The 18,063-nt window shown below is 68.7% G+C and carries 14 protein-coding genes, 1 tRNA gene and 1 pseudogene; 8 read left to right on the forward strand and 8 right to left on the reverse strand.

The genetic code is table 11. The features are described 5' to 3' along the window. Positions 1–7: 7 nt before the first annotated feature. Positions 8–2,605, reverse strand: coding sequence for an FAD-dependent oxidoreductase (locus ACFYXF_RS32175; protein WP_389354946.1), 2,598 nt, complete (start codon positions 2,603–2,605; stop codon positions 8–10). A gap of 173 nt (positions 2,606–2,778) precedes the next feature. On the opposite strand from ACFYXF_RS32175, the gene ACFYXF_RS32180 reads away from it, so the two are divergent. The 4 genes and pseudogenes from ACFYXF_RS32180 to ACFYXF_RS32195 all read left to right on the forward strand — a co-directional run. Next, a complete protein-coding gene (locus ACFYXF_RS32180; RefSeq protein WP_389354948.1) occupies positions 2,779–3,498 on the forward strand; it encodes an alpha/beta fold hydrolase in 720 nt (239 codons plus the stop codon). After that, positions 3,498–3,707, forward strand: coding sequence for a 2TM domain-containing protein (locus ACFYXF_RS32185; RefSeq protein ID WP_389354950.1), 210 nt, complete (start codon positions 3,498–3,500; stop codon positions 3,705–3,707). The genes ACFYXF_RS32180 and ACFYXF_RS32185 overlap by 1 nt, the downstream gene beginning before the upstream one ends. Before the next feature lie 14 nt (positions 3,708–3,721). Continuing rightward, positions 3,722–4,213: a DUF4188 domain-containing protein gene (locus ACFYXF_RS32190; protein WP_389354952.1), complete on the forward strand. Its 492-nt coding sequence runs from the start codon at positions 3,722–3,724 to the stop codon at positions 4,211–4,213. A gap of 10 nt (positions 4,214–4,223) precedes the next feature. Beyond that, positions 4,224–4,358 (forward strand): annotated as a pseudogene (locus ACFYXF_RS32195) (IS1380 family transposase); the annotation flags it as partial. Between the two features lie 173 nt (positions 4,359–4,531). Here ACFYXF_RS32195 and ACFYXF_RS32200 read toward each other — a convergent pair. Together ACFYXF_RS32200 and ACFYXF_RS32205 are read right to left on the reverse strand one after the other, a co-directional pair. Beyond that, a complete protein-coding gene (locus ACFYXF_RS32200) occupies positions 4,532–7,174 on the reverse strand; it encodes a DNA translocase FtsK (protein ID WP_389354953.1) in 2,643 nt (880 codons plus the stop codon). Positions 7,175–7,215: 41 nt separating this feature from the next. Continuing rightward, positions 7,216–7,617, reverse strand: coding sequence for a hypothetical protein (locus ACFYXF_RS32205; RefSeq protein WP_389354955.1), 402 nt, complete (start codon positions 7,615–7,617; stop codon positions 7,216–7,218). Between the two features lie 334 nt (positions 7,618–7,951). Here ACFYXF_RS32205 and ACFYXF_RS32210 point away from each other — a divergent pair, with 334 nt between their 5' ends. Continuing rightward, on the forward strand, positions 7,952–9,349 hold the full coding sequence (locus tag ACFYXF_RS32210) for a recombinase family protein (RefSeq protein ID WP_389354956.1): 1,398 nt from the start codon (positions 7,952–7,954) through the stop codon (positions 9,347–9,349). A 56-nt stretch (positions 9,350–9,405) separates the two neighbouring features. Here the strand turns inward: ACFYXF_RS32210 and ACFYXF_RS32215 are convergent. Next, a tRNA-Leu gene (locus tag ACFYXF_RS32215) sits at positions 9,406–9,490 on the reverse strand. 127 nt (positions 9,491–9,617) lie between these two features. Further along, entirely contained in the window at positions 9,618–10,292 is a 675-nt protein-coding gene (locus ACFYXF_RS32220; RefSeq protein WP_389355097.1) for a GntR family transcriptional regulator, read from the reverse strand. Positions 10,293–10,528: 236 nt separating this feature from the next. On the opposite strand from ACFYXF_RS32220, the gene ACFYXF_RS32225 reads away from it, so the two are divergent. Together ACFYXF_RS32225 and ACFYXF_RS32230 are read left to right on the forward strand one after the other, a co-directional pair. Continuing rightward, on the forward strand, positions 10,529–11,500 hold the full coding sequence (locus ACFYXF_RS32225) for a 2-dehydropantoate 2-reductase (RefSeq protein ID WP_389354958.1): 972 nt from the start codon (positions 10,529–10,531) through the stop codon (positions 11,498–11,500). 192 nt (positions 11,501–11,692) lie between these two features. Further along, the gene (locus tag ACFYXF_RS32230; RefSeq protein WP_389354960.1) at positions 11,693–12,130 is read left to right on the forward strand and encodes a PAS domain S-box protein; all 438 of its coding nucleotides are present in this window, start codon (positions 11,693–11,695) and stop codon (positions 12,128–12,130) included. Positions 12,131–12,200: 70 nt separating this feature from the next. Here ACFYXF_RS32230 and frc read toward each other — a convergent pair whose 3' ends face one another. Together frc and oxc are read right to left on the reverse strand one after the other, a co-directional pair. Then, entirely contained in the window at positions 12,201–13,457 is a 1,257-nt protein-coding gene (gene frc, locus ACFYXF_RS32235; RefSeq protein ID WP_389354961.1) for a formyl-CoA transferase, read from the reverse strand. Between the two features lie 29 nt (positions 13,458–13,486). After that, positions 13,487–15,247, reverse strand: coding sequence for an oxalyl-CoA decarboxylase (gene oxc, locus ACFYXF_RS32240; protein ID WP_389354964.1), 1,761 nt, complete (start codon positions 15,245–15,247; stop codon positions 13,487–13,489). A gap of 256 nt (positions 15,248–15,503) precedes the next feature. Between oxc and ACFYXF_RS32245 the strand changes: the two genes are divergently transcribed. Next, on the forward strand, positions 15,504–17,081 hold the full coding sequence (locus ACFYXF_RS32245; RefSeq protein ID WP_389354966.1) for a FadD7 family fatty acid--CoA ligase: 1,578 nt from the start codon (positions 15,504–15,506) through the stop codon (positions 17,079–17,081). Between the two features lie 6 nt (positions 17,082–17,087). On the opposite strand, the gene ACFYXF_RS32250 is transcribed toward ACFYXF_RS32245, so the two are convergent. After that, complete coding sequence (locus tag ACFYXF_RS32250) at positions 17,088–18,032, reverse strand: LysR family transcriptional regulator (RefSeq protein WP_389354968.1); 945 nt, start codon at positions 18,030–18,032, stop codon at positions 17,088–17,090. Positions 18,033–18,063 lie beyond the last annotated feature (31 nt).

Below are 18,063 nucleotides of genomic sequence, written 5' to 3' on the forward strand. Positions count from 1 at the left end.
GCCCGTCCTACAGGGTGATCACCAGATCCTCGGTGGGCAGTGTCTGGCAGGCCAGCCGCCAGCCCGCCGCCAGTTCGTCGGCGGAGAACATCCCCCGGTCATCGGTCTCGTAGGCGCCGGAGAGCACCCGCACCCGGCAGGTGCCGCAGGCGCCTTCGCCGCACGACTGGGGAAACGGGACGCCGACGGCGTTGGCGGCGTCGAGGACGGACTGCCCGGGGCCGCAGACGAACGCCGGGGTGCCGTCGGCCGTGCCGATCACGAACTCGGTGACACCGGCCGCCGCCGCGGCGACGGCGATGGCGTGGGCCTTCTCCCGGCGGGTCTCCCTGCTCCGGCCCGACACGAACGCCTCGGTGCGGACGGCCTCGCGCGGCACCCCCAGTTCCGTCAGGCGGCCGATCAGGTCGCTCATCATCGACGCCGGTCCGCACAGGTGCACCCGGGTCGCCGGACCGGCATGGGGCCGCAGCTCGTCGAGGCCGATCCGTCCCTGCCGGTCCGTCGTGAAGACCGACACCGTCAGCCCCGGCAGCCGGGCCCGCAACGCTTCGATCTCCGGCCCGAACAGCACCTCGTCCCGGGTCCGGTGGCTCGCCAGCAGCACGATCCGCCCCGGGTGACCGGCGTCGGCCGCCGCGTACAGCACGCTCATCAGCGGGGTGATGCCGACGCCCCCGGCGATGAGCAGGAGCGTGCCGTCCTCGCCGGTGCCCTTCTCCCCGGTGCCCGGCCGCCAGGTGAACTCGCCGTGCGGACCGCTCACCCGCAGCGCGAGCCCGACCTCCAACTCCTCGTGCAGGAAACCCGAACCGAGCCCGTCCGGCTCGTGCTTGACCGCGATCTCCACGAAGCCGTTCTCCCCGGGGCCGCTGCATATCGAGTACGAGCGTTCGATCGGCTCGACGGCGACGGGCAGTTCGACCTTCAGGTACTGCCCGGCGGCGAACGAGAACGGCATCGTGCCCCCGGCCAGGGGTTCCAGGCGGATCCTCCGGACCGTCGGGGTCAGCGCCTCGACACCGGCCACGCGCAGATAGCCCTCCCAGGGACCTTCCCCGGGCGGGGCCGGGTCCCGGGTCACCCCGCCGGAACGGATGGCCCGCCACATCGTCCCGAGCTGCCGGGGCTTGAGGACGGCGTTCGCCGCCATCAGCCCGCCCGCCAGCGCCCCGACCACACCGGAGCCCCAGGCGTCCTGCCCGGCGACGAACAGCCCCTTGACGGGCGTACGGCATCCCGCCCGCGCGGAGCGCAGCCGCTGGGGAGTCGCCGCGAGCCCGTAGAAGGAGCCCAGCACGCTGTGCTGGTAGGTCTCGAAGGACAGCGGCGTCGCCAGTTCCGCGAAGGCGATCGTCTCCCGGAAGCCGGGCCAGCGTTCCTCCAGGCGGGCGATCAGCCGTTCGGTCAGCTCGTCCTTGAACTTCCGGTAGCTGTCCGGCCGTTCGTGCTCGGGGGTCCCGCGCCACTGGTCGACCACCTTGGGGTCGACGATCTCCAGCAGCTCCACGGTATGGAAGCGGGCGGCGGGGTTGTTGAGCGACGCGAACGAGACGTACAGCGTGCCTTCCCCGAGCGGGCGACGAACGCTGTCGTGCTCGTCGAGATCCGGCATGAACCAGTGGTTCTCGCCGCGCAGCCCGAACTCGGCAGGCGACCGGTCCAGCCCGAGGAACAGCATGACCGCCGACCGTTCCGCGGGCAGCTCCGCCAGTTCGTGGCTCCTCCCGATCAGGGCGTACGTGTTGCGCACCCCGGCCGCCGAGACGACGGTGTCCGTCCGCACGCGGTACCGGCGTCCGGTTGCGGTGTCCTCGACGTCGACACCGGCCACCCGGCCCGCCTCGACGACGACCTCGTGCACCTTCTGCCGGGGGCGCAGCACCACGCCGTACCGCGCGAGGATCTCCAGCACGACCCGGTTGAGCTCGTGCGGACCGCCCACGGGATGCGCGGTGCCCTCCATGAAGAAGGTCAGCGGAACCGCCGCGTGATAGCCGAACGCGCTCGACGCCGGCGGAGTGCCGTAGAGCCCCCACCGCGCGGCCAGTACGGCCCGCAGCTCCGGATCGCGGAAGCTCCGGGCGACCTGATCCCGCAACGACCGGTACGCCGAAGGGAAGAGCCGCTCGACGACGGGCGTGCCCGCCTTCCGTACACCGGCGGGGAACGACGCGAAGACATTGCGCGCGGTCAGTCCGGCCATGGCCCGGCGCGTGGTCCGGAAGAAGCCGTCGATCGCGTCGGCCTCGTCGGGGAACCGTTCCTTCAGACGCGCCCGGAACCGTTCCTTCGTGGCGGGTACGGCGAAGTCGAACCCCGGGAAGTGCAGCGCGTCGTACTCGTCCGGCAGCGGCCAGAGCTGCGCCCGCCCGTCCGTCATGAACCCGAGGAACGGGCCGGCGTCCGCGCTCATGTAGTGCAGCCCGGTGCCGAACCGGTATCGCCCGGCGCGGGAGAACTCGTGCGTCATCCCGCCGAGCGTGTAGTGCTGTTCGAGGACGAGAACCCGCTTTCCGCCGAACTGCGCGATCGCGCGCGCCGCCGCGAGTCCGCCCATTCCCGATCCGATCACCACGACATCGGCTTCCTCGTCCGACACCATCGGCACCCCCCAGTCAGCTGTCCTCCGAGGCGCTCAGATTGGCCGGACCGACTTGACGTCGACTGAATGACCAGTGAAAACCACCCGGACCCAGGTCCCGGCCTCATTCATTGCCCGTCCAGTGCGACGCCATAGCTTTGCGTCGATCCGCACGCCCGAGGAGAGGCTGGTCCATGCTGAACGGGAAACCGACGATCGTGCTCGTACACGGAGCCTTTGCCGACAGCAGCGGCTTCAACACCGTCACCAAACGGCTTGTCGCCGACGGCTATTCAGTGATCGCCGCGCCGAATCCCCTGCGGGGGCTCGCCTTTGACGCGGCCAACGTCAGGTCGCTGCTGGAGAGCATCGAGGGACCGATCGTGCTGGTCGGGCACTCGTACGGAGGCGCGGTGATCTCCACCGCCGCCCAGGGAAACGCGAACGTGAAGGCACTGGTCTACCTGGCGGCGTTCGTCCCGGAGACCGGCGAGAGCGCGGAGGCGCTGGTCGGGAAGTTCCCGGGCAGCACCGTGGGCGAGTCCCTGAAGCCGGTGCCGCTGTCCGACGGACAGGTCGACCTCTACATCGACCCGAAGGTCTTCCATCCCCACTTCGCGGCCGACGTGTCGGCAGAGGAGGCCGCCCTCTACTCGATCACGCAACGCCCGGCCACCGGCGCCGCCTTGGGCGAGCCCGCCGCCGGTCCGCAGGCCTGGCACACCATCCCGAGCTACAACCTGATCAGCGGCGCCGACCGGATCATCCCGCCGGCGACGCAGGAGTTCATGGCCCAGCGCTCCGGCGCGACGACCCAGGTGGTCGAGGGCGCCTCGCACATGGTGTTCGTCTCCCGGCCGGGCGCGACGGTGGGCCTCATCGAGACAGCCGCACAGGATGTACAGGAGGGGTAATGCACAAAAGCGAAAAGGCCATGAGGTGGGGGCTACGGATCCACCTTTTCTGGTACGTCATCGCCAATATCGCTCAGGTGGTGGTGTGGGCGATCTTCACTCCGGACCTCTTCTTCTGGCCTCTGTGGTCGATTCTGGGCTGGTGTCTCGGGCTGGTGAGCCACTTCTGGGTGGTTCGCGTGAAATCCCGATCGCTCGTCCGGCCGTGAAACAGAGGAGATTCATGTCCGAGAAAGTGGTTCCGGGGCGCAATACCGCAGCCGCCGAGGGCGGTGTCGTCGTCTTCCACATCGGTTTGCGGATCAACCGGCTGCGAGCGTTCTCCAGTTGGTTTCCGGCGTTCAGGTCGATGCCACGCATGCTGCGTGAACTGTCCCAGGAGAAGGACAGCGGGCTGCTCGGCTACAAGGTGCTGTACGGCAGTCTCCGGGACTTCTACGTCATCCAGTACTGGACGGACAAGGAGCGGCTCCTCGCCTATGCCCACGAGAAGGACAAGGAACACCGGCCCGCGTGGACGGCGTTCAACCGCCGGGCACGCGAGGGAAAGGGCAACGTGGGTATCTGGCACGAGACGTTCATCGTCCCGGCGGGCTCCTACGAGTCGGTGTACGACGACATGCCGCCGTACGGCCTCGCCGCCGCGACCGGCGTCGTACCGGTCGGCCGCCGCGGCGACACGGCGGCCCAGCGACTGAGGGCGGCGGAGAGGTAGGCGTCCGTTCCGCCACGGCGTCGGGGTCGCCGAACTGACCTGTGACGTCCTCGACGGCCGGCCCCAGGGCATGCGGCCGGTCGTCCGCAAGGAACGGCCGCGCCCCGGCGCCCAGTTGAGGATCAAGATCGAGGCCGGTCAGCGGCCCTTCTCAGCGGGCTCCAGGATCGCGACGCACTCCACATGCGAGGTCATCGGAAACACATCGAACCAGAATCGGCCCTGGTTCGAGGCGAGCACCTTGGCATGAGCCGAGTCAGTCCAGCACTCTGCACTCATAGGCGCCGCACGGCCGCGGCTGCCGTCCTGCGGCTCGTCTCACGCGAAGGGATTGCCACCCTGCGCTCGAACTCCGGCAGTGGCCGCTGCCAGGTAAGCGGCAAATATCTCCCGCTGGTTCCACGTGAAAACAACACTACGAGAGTTGCCAGCCATGGTCTTCTCGATGTCAGTGCTCACGGCACGCAGCCGACCCTGGTCCTGCGCGGTGGCAAGCTGTACGTACCCGTTCACGAGCAGGGTGGGCTCCTTGAACCGAACCCCGACGACCTCCCGTAGGGGGACGACAGAGTCCTTGGCACCCCCGGTCCTCCCCATGAGCTTGCGCTTGATCTCGGCCCGGTCTCCATAGAGCGTCACGGTCGCGAGGAACCCCTTGAACACCTGAAACCCCGGCTGGTAGGCGGGCGGGCCTGCCAGCTGGTTGTCCGGTGCGGACGTCCGGTCGATAAGACCTGTCTCACCCTTGTGCCCTGTCGGACGCCTGGACGCCGCAACTCGCGCGGCAGTCACCTGCGTGCTGCCGTGGGCAACGACGGCAGCGATTTCCTCCTGGGTCACGCAGGCACCCTGGATACGGATCGGACTGTTCGCGCCCGTCGGCAGGAACAGCCCGTCACCCTTGCCGATGAGCTTCTCCGCACCGGGCCTGTCAAGGACGACCCGCGAGTCGGTGAGGGACCTGGTGGCGAACGCCAGCCGCGAGGGCACGCTCGCCCTGATCGGACCGGTGACCACATCGGCCGAGGGCTGCTCCGTGGCAAGCACCAGATGGATGCCGACAGTGTGTCCACGCCGCGCGATGTGCACGATGGAGTCCTCGACGTCGCGCGGCGCGACAATCATCAGGTCGGCTAGTTCATTGACGATCACCAGCAAGTACGGATGCGATGAGAGACCCCGCTCAGCACCCTCGGGCGCGGTGATGATTCCCTCGCGCGCAGCCTCGTTGAAGACGTCGATATGCCGGTAGCCGTATGCCGCCAAGTCGTCGTAGCGAAGATCCATCTCTCGTACGATCCGCTGGAGTGCCTCGACGGCCCGGTACGGGTCGGTGATGATCGGCGTGATCAGGTGCGGGATGTCCTCGTACGCCATCAACTCCACGCGCTTGGGATCGACGAGCATCATGCGGACGTCCGTCGGCGTCGCCCGCATCATGATCGATGTGATCAGGCAGTCGATGAATGACGTCTTGCCCGTACCCATGGCACCGGCGCCGAGCATGTGTGGCATCTTTGCGAGGTCGGCCATCACGTAGCCACCTTCGACCTCCTTGCCGAGCGCAACCAGCATGGGGTGATCGTCCCCGGCGGCCACGGCCAGACGGAGTGCGTCGCCAAGACTGACCAGTTCCCGGTCGATGTTCGGAACCTCGATTCCGACCGCCGACTCGCCAGGAATCGGGAAGGTAACCCGTACGTCGGGGCTGGCGAGCGCGTACGCGATGTTCTTCGTCAGCGCGGTGATCCGCTGGACCTGCACCGCGCGGCCGAGCTCGACCTCGTACCGGGTTACCGTCGGTCCTCGCGTGAAGCCGGTGACGGTGGCGTCGACCTGGAACTCGATGAAGACGTTCATGAGCGCGGCAACTGCCGCCTCGTTGGCCGCGCTGCGGCGCTTGCCGGGGGCCCCATGCGCGAGGAGAGACAGCGAGGGCAGCGAGTACGTGGGGTTGCCAGAGGGCCAGGCGTGCTCGGCGTGCGGCGGCAGGTCGCGGATTCCGTTCACCGCTTCTGCCGGACCGGCAACGAGGGTTGGGGAGGGTGTGCCGCGCAGCACGGCGCGGTCTGGGACCGCGACGACATCCACAGTGGCTGCTTCCCGCCTCACACCGGGCTGCCGTACTCCAAGCGGTGACGAGACATCGAAGGCCAGCTCATCACCGGCCGGCAGTTGCGGCGTGCCCGTCTCCTGGACGGTACTGACGTGATTGGGCCTGCGCTTGGCGGCTCTGGCGATATCCACCCGATGTTCGACCTGCGCCGACATCTGCGGTCTCTGCTTCACGCCGGCGGCACGGATCCGCTCGTAGACGTAGTCGTAAAGCTCATGGACGCCGACGATTCCGTCCTGGTCCCGGTCTGCCTCTCCGGTCCGAAGGCCCTCGATGATCGTCCCGGTGAACCGTGAGGGTTCGGGCACCATCTCGGTGAGGTGATCGCCTTCCCACGCATACTCGGTGCGGTTCGTCGCCGTGAGAATGACCCGGCCATGTCCTGCCAGTTCTTCCCTCACGTGCACCGCTGTGTCGCCCTTGGCACCCGGCAGAAAGGCGCCGCTGTAACAGCAGTCGAGGAGCACGACAATCGACTTCGCTCGACAGCCTTGCATCTGGTCGTGCACGAAAGCCGCAGATATCGCGGTGGACGCCAGAAGCCTTTTGTCCGTGTCTGTGGCAGCGAAGTAGAGCCTGCCACTGTCGTCTTTGATTCCATGGCACGAAAAGTGAAGCAGCAGCAGATCGTCGCGGCTTCGGTCCTGGAAAAAGGTCTCCAGCTTTCGGTTCACTTCATGCTGGGGCCGATCGATCACCCGAGTGACGTCGAATGCGCCAACGTCCGGGTCCTGCAGTACATCCGCCAGCCCCGCGGCATCGCGCGCGGGTGAACGAAGCTTTCTCAGCGCCGGATTCTCGTACTCGCCTGTCGCAATGAGCAGGGCGCTGCGGCTACCAGGCACAGCCGCCAGCCGTGTGTCTCTCCTCGACGGAGATTGCCGCCTCAGGCACCGGACGGTCCTGCTTCACCCTCCGGCTCCACGCTTGAGACGGGCCCATGGGTCTCGATGAAAGCGTCGACAAGTCTCCGTTGGTCTTCCGGCGACGCATGTTCAAGTTCAATGCTGTCGTCGCCGAACACCACCCGCACCTTACGCAGAGGACGGTTGGTCATCCACGTTTCCAGTAACCTCAACACGCCCCGTAAGGCCATGGGCGACAGCGTGATGGCGAGGACCCCGAGCGCGATCGCGTCGCCGGGCTTGGAACCTGCGGGAGTGTCCTCGGTACGCACGGATTCCACACGATCAACGTCAAGTTGAAGCAGATCTGCTCGCAACTGAACCGTGAGCTCGTCGAGTTCCACCAAGTCGCTGTCAGGTGCTCCCTCAAGCGTGACGGTCATCAAGTCTGCGTCGGTCACAACACCCCCGGAATGCTTCCTGAGCGAATCAGCATACCGTCAACGCCCCATGGGTTCAGTGACGTTGACTGCTGACACGATGACCACATCCCGTGTCCGACGGTGAAGCTGTCCTCGTATGGATCCAGGTCAGCGTCGTGTTGGGGTGTCTGGACGAACCGCTCCACCAGTCACTAACGGCGACCGTTCCTCGACCGCAAGGCATCTCGATCTTCACTCTTTCTGGTCAAACGTCTTCCGTCTTCGCTCACGGTGACGTCCCTGCGGGCATCTCCCCGGTGCGGGGTGGCTCGGCGACCGGTAGGAGGCGTCGAACATGGCAGCGCACGGTGCTGTAGCCCGACGGACACCGGACTCGACCGCGGGCGAAGGGCTTCTGACCTGGTGGGCTCACGATTCCGCCCTGCACCCTGCGCCCGCCGACTGTCCGGACACCGGTGGTCTGCGGTTCGCGTTCTACGGACGTGTCTCCACCGAGGATCATCAGGACCCGACCACCTCACAGGCCTGGCAGCTACTGGGCGCCCAGGCACTGGCGTCCGGGCACGGACGGATCGTGACCGAGTTCTTCGATGTCGGCAGCAGCCGCACGGTGCCCTGGGCACGCCGACCGCAGGCAGCCGCACTCCTCACCGCGATGACCGATCCGGACCGGGACTTCGACGCGGTCATCATCGGTTCCAGCGAACGCGCCTTCTACGGCAACCAGTTCGCCACCATGGCCCCGCTCTTCGAGCACTACGGCATCGAAGTGTGGATACCGGAACTCGGCGGCGCCGTCGACCCGCAGATCGCCGGACAGGAAGAGCTGATGATCCTCCTCGGCATCCTGTCCAAACGCGAGATCGCCCGGGCCCGAATCCGGGTGCTCAGCGCAATGACCGTCCAGACCCGCGACCAGGGCCGCTACCTCGGCGGCCGGCCACCCTACGGCTACCGCCTCGTCGACGCCGGCCCGCACCCCAACCGCACCTTCGCCCGCCGCGGCGTACGCATCCAGCGCCTGGACATCGACCCCCTGTGCGGGCCCATCGTGTCCTGGATCTTCGCGCAGCGCCTGGCCCGGCACAGCGTCGCCCGGATCACCCGCGCGCTCAACGATGCGGGCATCCCCTGCCCGTCCGCCGCCGACCCCGACCGCAACCCGCACCCGTCCAACGGCCGGTGGATCCCCACCACGGTGCGGGCCATTCTCGCCAACCCCCGCTACACCGGCCGCCAGGTCTGGAACCGCCAGCGCACCGACCATGTCCTCATCGACCCCGAAAACACCGGCCTCGGCCACCGCGACATCATGCGCTGGAACACCCCCACCGACTGGATCATCTCCACCCAGCCGGCGCATCCGGCGCTGGTCAGCGAAGCCGACTTCATCGCCGCCCAGCACACCCGGGCCAACCGGGAGACGGCGCCAAAACGGGCGTACCTCCTCGCAGGGCTACTGCGCTGCGGCGTCTGCAGGCGCCGGATGGAATCCCACTGGGCCCACCGCCCCGCCTACCGCTGCCGGCACGGCCACTCCAGCGCCACCCCGCCCATCCCCCACCGGACGCCCAGCGCCTACGTCCGCGAGGACCACGTCCTGCCCCACCTGCCCGCACTGGCCATCCGCCTCACCAATGACCACGCCACCACACCACCAGCCCACCGAACCGCAGAAAGGAGGAAGTCAGAAGCCTGCCGAAACGACGAAACACCCGCGCCCGGCCGGTAGCCGAAGCGGGTGCCAGTTTCCCCTGCCCGCGAAACGGGACTCGTGGGGCAATAGTGTGTCCGAGGGGGGACTTGAACCCCCACGCCCGATAAAGGGCACTAGCACCTCAAGCTAGCGCGTCTGCCATTCCGCCACCCGGACTAGGTGTCTGCCGCCGTCGGGAGTGCTCCCCGCAGCGACACGAACAACAATACCAAGCTTTCAGAGTGGCTTTCACCTGCATATCTCTCACCACGGGCAACGGGACGGTGACCGTGCGCCCACCCTGCTAGCGCTCCCGCTGGTGGTACATCTTCCGGGTGTGTTCCGTGTGGGTCCGCATGACCTCCGTGGCCCGCTGCCCGTCGCCGTCCGCGATCGCCGCGATCAGCTCACGGTGCTCGATCCACGACTGCCGGCCGCGCTGCCGGGCCACCGGCGTGTAGTACCAGCGCACCCGCCGGTCGACCTGCGCGGCCAGCTCGGCGAGGACCGTATTGCCCGCGAGTTCCATCACCTTCGCGTGGAGCCGGGCGTTCATCGCCACCGCGCCGTCCACGTCGTCGGCGGCGACCGCGCGCTCGCCCTCCGCGCACATGTCCTCCAGCACGGTGATGGCCGCGGCACCCGCGTTGGCCGCGGCGAGGCGGGCGGCCTCGGCCTCCAACAGGGTGCGGACGGTGAGGAGTTGGTCCGCCTCTGCCTCCGTCGGCTCGTGCACGAAGGCGCCCTGGGCGGGCCGAAGGTCGACCCAGCCCTCGGTGCTGAGCCGTTGGAGCGCCTCGCGGACGGGCTGGCGGGAGACCCCGAGGTGTCCGGCGAGTTCGCTCTCGACGAGGTGCTGACCGGGTTGCAGGGCGCGGGTCGTGATCAGTTCGAGCAGCGCCTCGTAGACGCGGTCGCGCAGCGGACCGGGGCGTTCGAGCTTCGGTACCGCACCCTGCGGCAGTCCTGTCGTCGACAGCATGACGGCCCCTCCTCCGCAGCGTCGTCGCCACATGTGAGAGCCCAGTATGAATTGGCTTTCGCCTACAGTCTACGGCGCACAAACGACCGGAAACCCAGCTCACGCGGCCCCGGGTGGCCGTCCGGGCGCCGTCCCAGACCCTTGCTGCCGTCACTTCCATCCTGTAGACAATATTTCGTCGACAGTTTTCGACAGTTCCGCGGTACACCCTCGACCGAACGGAGCGCCACCCAGTGAAAGTCGCCATCCTCGGCGCCGGAGCCATCGGCGCCTATGTCGGCGCCGCCCTGCACCAAGCAGGCGCCGACGTCCACCTCGTCGCCCGTGGACCGCACCTCGCGGCCATGAGGCAACACGGCGTACGGGTTCTCAGCCCCCGCGGTGACTTCACCGCGCACGCCCACGCCACCGACAACCCCGCCGACATCGGCCCCGTCGACTATGTCTTCCTCGGACTCAAGGCCAACTCGTACGCGGCGTGCGGGCCGCTCATCGAGCCGCTTCTCCACGGGTCCACCGCTGTCATCGCCGCCCAGAACGGAATCCCCTGGTGGTACTTCCACCGTCACGGCGGTCCGTACGACGGTCAGCGCGTCGAGAGCGTGGACCCCGGCGGCGCCGTCAGTGCCGTACTCGCGCCGGAGCGGGCCATCGGCTGTGTCGTGTATGCGGCGACCGAGCTGGAAGGGCCGGGCGTCGTCAGGCACTTGGAGGGCACCCGGTTCTCGATCGGCGAACCGGACCGTTCCCTCTCCCCGCGCTGCGAGGCCTTCAGCGAGGCCATGCGGGCCGGTGGACTCAAGTGCCCCGTCGAGCCGGCTCTGCGCAACGACATCTGGCTCAAGCTGCTCGGCAACATCTCCTTCAACCCGATCAGCGCCCTCGCGCGCGCCACGATGCGCCAGATGTGCCACCACGGCGGCACCCGTCAGGTCATCCAGACCATGATGGAAGAGACCCTGGCCGTCGCCGAGGCCCTCAACTGCCGTGTCGGCATCTCCATCGAGCGCCGCCTCGCCGGCGCCGAGCGCGTGGGCGACCACCGCACCTCCACCCTCCAGGACCTCGAACGCGGGAAACCCCTCGAACTCGACGTCCTCCTGACCGCCGTCATCGAACTCGCCGACATCACCGGCGTCGACGTCCCCACCCTGCGGACCGTCCACGCCATCAGCGATCTCCTCGCACTCGGGACCGCCGCATGATGCCGGAGTAGTCGAGCCACGGCCCACGACGGCGGGGCCCCTGGCGGCGGGGAGCGCCCCCTGCGCCGCGGGGGTCCCGCCTCTGTTCGGGGTCGCTGCTCCTCCTGGGCGGTATGGATTCTGTATACCATCCATCTGTATACTGTCGTCCAGCATGCGTTCGGTATCCAACTGCCCCTGCACGGAGGCGACATGGAAGATCTGCATCCCGAGGTGGTGCTGGGAATGGCCACCCAGGCGCCCGACGGCATAGTGATCATCGACGGCGAAGGGCTGATCCGCTTCTGGAACCGGGGCGCGGAGCGCATCTTCGGGTTCTCGGCGGACGACGTGGACGGCCGCAGTCTGGACGTCATCATCCCCGAGCGGCACCGGAAGCGTCACTGGGACGGGTTCGAGGAAGCCATGGCGCGGGGGACGACCAAGTACGGCGACGCGGATCTGCTCAACGTGCCCGCGCTGGCGGCGGACGGCCGCAAGCTGTCCATCGAGTTCAGCGTGGCACTGCTGCCTGGCCCCGACGGCAGTACGTACGTCGGGGCGGTCATCCGGGACGTCACCGCGCGGCGCGAGCGGGAGCGGGAGCTGATGCGGCGGCGGGCCGAGGCCGAGAGCAAGGCAACGGTCTGAGGCGCCGCCGGACACGCGGAAGCGGCCGTGGCTTTCGGGCCACGGCCGCTTCCGCATCATCGTCCAGGCCTCAGACGATGACCCCGCTCTCCTTCAGCCGGCCGATCGTCTCCTCGTCGTAGCCCAGCTCGACCAGCACCTCGGAGCTGTGCTCGCCCAGCAGCGGGGCGCCGGCGATGTCCGGCTTGAAGGAGGAGAACTTCACCGGGCTGCCGACGGTCAGATAGGTGCCGCGGCCCTTCTGCTCGACCTCGACGACCGTGCCGCTCTTGCGCAGGTCCTCGTCGTAGGCCAGCTCCTTCATGCTCATGACCGGGGCGCAGGGCACCTCCCACTCACGCAGGATGTCCACCGCCTCGTACTTGGTCTTGTCCGCGAGCCACTTCTCGATCTCCTCGAAGATCTCGAAGATGTGCGACTGACGGGCGCGCGCGGTGGCGTACGCCGGGTCCTCGGCCCACTCGGGGCGGCCGATCACCTCGGCGGTGCGCTTCCAGTTCTGCTCCTGGACGGTGAAGTAGATGTACGCGTTCGGGTCGGTCTCCCAGCCCTTGCACTTGAGCACCCAGCCGGGCTGGCCGCCGCCGCCCGCGTTGCCGCCACGCGGTACGACGTCGGTGAACTCGCCGTTGGGGTACTGCGGGTACTCCTCCAGGTAGCCGACCCGCTCCAGTCGCTGCTGGTCACGCAGCTTGACACGGCAGAGGTTGAGCACGGCGTCCTGCATGGAGACGGAGACCTTCTGCCCCTTGCCCGTCTTGCTGCGGTCGATGATCGCCGTCAGGATGCCGATCGCCAGGTGCATCCCGGTGTTGGTGTCGCCGAGGGCGCCGCCGGAGATGGTCGGCGGGCCGTCCCAGAAGCCGGTGGTGGAGGCGGCGCCGCCCGCGCACTGGGCGACGTTCTCGTAGACCTTGAGGTCGTTCCAGGAGGAGTCGTCGTTGAAGCCCTTGACCGAGCCGAAGATCAGCCGCGGGTTGAGTTCCTGGATGCGCTCCCAGGTCAGGCCCATGCGGTCCAGGGCGCCCGGGGCGAAGTTCTCCACCAGGACGTCGGCGTCGGTGATGAGCTTCTCCAACACCTCAAGGCCTTCAGGGGTCTTGGTGTTGATGGCGAGGGAACGCTTGTTGCTGTTGAGCATCGTGAAGTACAACGCGTCGAGGTCCTCGATGTCCCGCAGCTGCTTCCGGGTGACGTCGCCGCCGTTGGGGCGCTCCACCTTCAGGACGTCGGCACCGAACCAGGCGAGCAACTGTGTGCAGGCGGGGCCGGCCTGGACCCCGGTGAAGTCGATCACCTTGATTCCGGCGAGCGGCTTTTCACTCATGTCAGCTTCCTTTTCGTGAAGTTGCGTGGTCACTTCTTGGCCGGCGTGATGTTGCCGACGGTGATGCCCTTGGGGTTGAGGTGCGAGATGTGGCCGCTCTCGGTGCCGGCCGAGGGGTCGATCACGCAGTCGATGAGCGCCGGACCGCCGGAGGCGAGGGCGTCGGTGAGGGCGGCGGTGACCTCGGCGGGTGTGGTCGCGCGGTAGCCCTTGCCGCCGAACGCCTCGATGAGGAGGTCGTGGCGGGCCGCCGACATGAGGGTCGTGGGTGAGGGGGCGTCGTCGTACGGGTTGGTGTCGTCGCCCCGGTAGACCCCGCCGTTGTTCATGATCACGGTGACGACGGGCAGGTTGTAGCGGCAGATCGTCTCGATCTCGATCCCGCTGAACCCGAAGGCGCTGTCGCCCTCGACGGCGACGACCGGCGCCCCGCTCTCGACGGCGGCGGCGATCGCATACCCCATACCGATGCCCATGACGCCCCAGGTGCCGCTGTCGAGGCGGTGGCGCGGTACGTGCATGTCGATGACGTTGCGCGCGATGTCCAGGGCGTTGGCGCCCTCGTTGACGATGTACGTCTCCGGGCGCGCGCGCACGACATCGCGTACGGCCTTCAGGGCACCCATGAACTGCATGGGGTGCGGGTCGGCCTCCAGCCGCTCGGCCATCTTGGCGACGTTCTGCGCCGAGCGCGCCCCCAACTCCTCGCGCCAGGCCGAAGGGGCCGCGATCTGGCCGGGCTTGGTGCGTTCGGCGAGGGCGTCGAGGACCGACTCGATGTCACCGACGAGGGGGGCGGCGATGGGCTGGTTGCTGTCCATCTCCTTGGGGTCGATGTCGATCTGGACGAACTTGGCATCGGGGTTCCACCCCGTCTGACCGTGCCCCAGCAGCCAGTTGAGGCGGGCGCCGATCAGCATCACGACGTCGGCCTTCTTCAACGCCAACGAGCGGGCGGTGGCCGCCGACTGCGGGTGGTCGTCGGGCAGCAGGCCCTTGGCCATGGACATCGGTACGTACGGAATGCCCGTCGACTCGATGAACTCCCGTACCTTCGCGTCGGCTTGGGCGTACGCGGCGCCCTTGCCGAGCACCACCAACGGGCGCTCGGCGGAGGCCAGCAACTCGATCGCGCGGTCCACGGCTTCCGGGGCCGGGAGTTGGCGGGGCGCCGGGTCGACGAGGCGGCTCAGCGTCCTCGCGCCCTCCTCGGCGGGCAGGATGGAGCCGAGGACGGCGGCGGGGATGTCGAGGTAGACGCCGCCGGGGCGCCCGGAGATCGCGGTGCGCAGCGCACGGGCGATGCCCCGGCCGATGTCCTCCACGCGGCTCACCCGGTAGGCGGCCTTCACGAAGGGCTGCGCGGCGGCGAGTTGGTCCATCTCCTCGTAGTCGCCCTGCTTGAGGTCGACGAGGTGGCGCTCGCTGGAACCGGAGATCTGCACCATCGGGAAGCAGTTGGTGGTCGCGTTCGCCAGCGCGACCAGGCCGTTGAGGAAGCCGGGGGCCGACACGGTCAGCGCCACGCCGGGCTTCTTGGTGAGGTAGCCGGCCGCCGCCGCCGCGTGTCCGGCGTTGCTCTCGTGCCGGAAGCCGATGTAGCGGATGCCCTGGGCCTGGGCGAGACGGGCCAGGTCGGTGATCGGGATGCCGACCACTCCGTAGATGGTGTCGACGTCGTTCATCTTGAGCGCGTCGACGACCAGGTGGTACCCGTCGGTGAGTTCGGTCGGGACGTCGGCCGGAACGTCGGCTGCTGCCGCGGTCTCCAGTGGCGAGGGGGCGGTCATGGTCCGAGGTCCTCCTTGGGCAGGTCCTGCCGGAGCGGCTACTTCTCTCACCATCCGCAGCACGCCGGGCCGCGTCCAAGACCCATCGGCGACCAGCCGATAAACGGCGTCTATCGACCGCTGGTGGAGGGGCCGCCAACTCCCTTGATAGACAGCTGCTATCGGCCGTTCACCAGCGCGTATTGGACGCCGACCGCAGGTCACCCCACGCTCGCAGAGGACTGTTCCGTCAGAACTGGCGCGAGGGGGTGGGGTCATGGCCGTTCCGGCCGCGGCATCCGTGCGCGACGCCGACCGGTACCGGCCCCCGGCGGTCACGGGCCTCGCCGATCTCCTCGACCGGCAGGTGCGTGAACGCCCGTACGCCCGGGCTCTCGTGGTCTCCGGGGAGCGAGTGCAGCTGTCGTACCGGGGGCTCGCCTCACTGGCCGACGACGTGGCGGCCCGGCTCGGCCGTACGGGGCTGGGGCGTGGTGACGCGGTGGGGCTGATCTGTGCCAACACCGCCGAGTTCGTCGTCGCGCTGCTCGGTGCGGCGCGGGCGGGAGTGGTGGTCGCTCCGCTGGATCCGGCGCTGCCCAGCTCCCAACTCTCCGCCCGGTTGGTGGCGTTGGGAGCGCGCGCTGTGCTCGTCGGGCCGCCGGTGAACTGGGCCGCGCTGCCGGTCCCGGTGTGGCCGCTGCGGGTGGAGGTCTCCCGGGCAGGCACGGCGGGGGTCACGCTCGACACCAGCGCCGCCCCCGAAGTCCGTGTCACGGCAAGCGAGTTGTCGGACCAGGACGCCCTCGTCCTGTTCACCGCGGGGACCACCGACCGGGCGAAGATGGTCCCGCTCACCCATGCCAACGTGGCCGCGTCCGTCCAAGGCGTGTGCGCCACCTACGAGTTGGGTCCCGGTGACGCGACGGTCGCGGTGATGCCCTTCTTCCACGGCCACGGCCTGTTCGCGGCGCTGCTGGCGTCCCTGGCCAGCGGGGGCTGCGTACTGCTGCCCGAGCGGGGGCGGTTCTCGGCGGGCACGTTCTGGGACGACATGCGCGCGGTGAACGCCACTTGGTTCACCGCGGTGCCGGCCATCCACGAGATCCTGCTCGACCGTTCGGAGCGCGAGTACCCGGGGCCGCAGGCACCTCCCCTGAAGTTCGTACGGAGTTGCAGCGCGCCCCTCAACACGGCGACGCAGCGCGCGCTGGAGCGCACGTTCGGCGCACCGCTGCTCTCCGCATACGGGATGACCGAGTCCTCGCACCAGGCGACCAGCGAACCGCTGCCCGAGCGGGGCGAGTTGAAGCAGGGGTCGGTAGGACGGCCGACCGGGGTCGAGGTGCGGGTCGTCGACCGGAACGGGCGGGCGTGTCCGGTGGGCGTGGAGGGCGAGGTGTGGGTGCACGGTCCGACCGTCGCCCGTGGCTATCTCGCCGACCGTGACGGGACCGCGTACACCTTTGTCGACGGGTGGCTGCGCACCGGTGATCTGGGCACGCTGGACGAGGACGGATATCTGTCGCTGACCGGGCGGATCAAGAACCTCATCAACCGTGGCGGGGAGAAGATCGCACCCGAGCATGTCGAGGACGTCCTCGCCGGTTGCCCGGGGGTCGCCGAGGCGGCCGTGTTCGCCGTACCGGATCCGGTGTACGGGCAGCGGGTCGGCGCCGTTGTCGTGGTGCGCGAGGGTGAGGGCGTGGGGCCCGCCGAGATTCTGCGGTACTGCCGTGACCGGCTGGCCGTGTTCGAGGTGCCGGACCGGATCGAGCTGGTCGCGGCCCTGCCGTACACCGCCAAGGGGGGACTGGACCGGAAGGCGGTACAGGCCCGGTACGCGCCCGGGTGAGGGGGCTCAGCGCACTCGGTGCTCGGTGGGCGTCGGCAGGGGCAGCGGGCGGGCGAAGAAGTCATCCAGGGACAGTCCCGTCGCGGCGTTGACGAACGCGCGGGCGGCGACCGAGCCCGGCGTGGCCGCGTGGATCGCCACCGAGACCTGGGCGCCGGCCTCCGGGTCGACCAGGGGCAGAGCCCTCGTCCGGCCGACGACCGGCATGGCGCGCAGCCAGGTGTGCGGCACGATGCTCGCCCAACCGCCGCCGCCCACATGGGCGTAGAGGGAGGCGATGGAGTCCGTCTCGACCTGCGGGGTCACCACGAACCCCTTCTCCGCGAACACGGTGTCTACAATCTGCCGGATCCGCATGTCGGGCGTCAGCAGCGCGAGCGGCAGCTGGGCGGCGTCCGCCCAGGTCACGGTGGCGGACTGGGCGACGAGTTGGTCGTCGGACACCAGCAGCATGTACCGCTCCTGGTAGAGGGGGACGACCTGAAGGCCCTCCTGGTCGCCCGGGTCGAAGTGGGCGATCGCCACGTCCAGCTCGAAGTCCCGTAGCTGGCGGTGCAGTTCCTTCGTCGACAGCCGGGAACGGACCTGCACCTTGGCCAGCGGGTGCGCCGCGCAGAAAGCGGCGACGGGCAGCGCGAGGGTCGTGGAGGCCGTGGGGTCCGTCCCGAGTCGCAGCGTGCCCGTGATGCCGGACTGTACGGCGGCCACCTCGGCCTTGAACGCGTCCTGTTCGGCGAGGATGCGCTTGGCCCACACGACGAGCCGCTCGCCTTCCGGGGTGAGGCCCTGGTAGTTGTGCCCGCGGTTGATGAGCGTGACGTTCAACTCCCGCTCCAGCTTGGCGATCGCCGCCGAGAGCGCCGGCTGGGACACGTAGCAGGACTCCGCCGCGCGGGCGAAGTGCCGTTCCCTCGCCACCGCCACGAAGTACTCCAGCTGCCGGAACAGCATGAACGACTCCTCTCCGTCCGGGGCCGCCCCA

It is taken from the genome of Streptomyces sp. NPDC002680, assembly GCF_042889145.1.
GTDB lineage: Bacteria > Actinomycetota > Actinomycetes > Streptomycetales > Streptomycetaceae > Streptomyces > Streptomyces adonidis.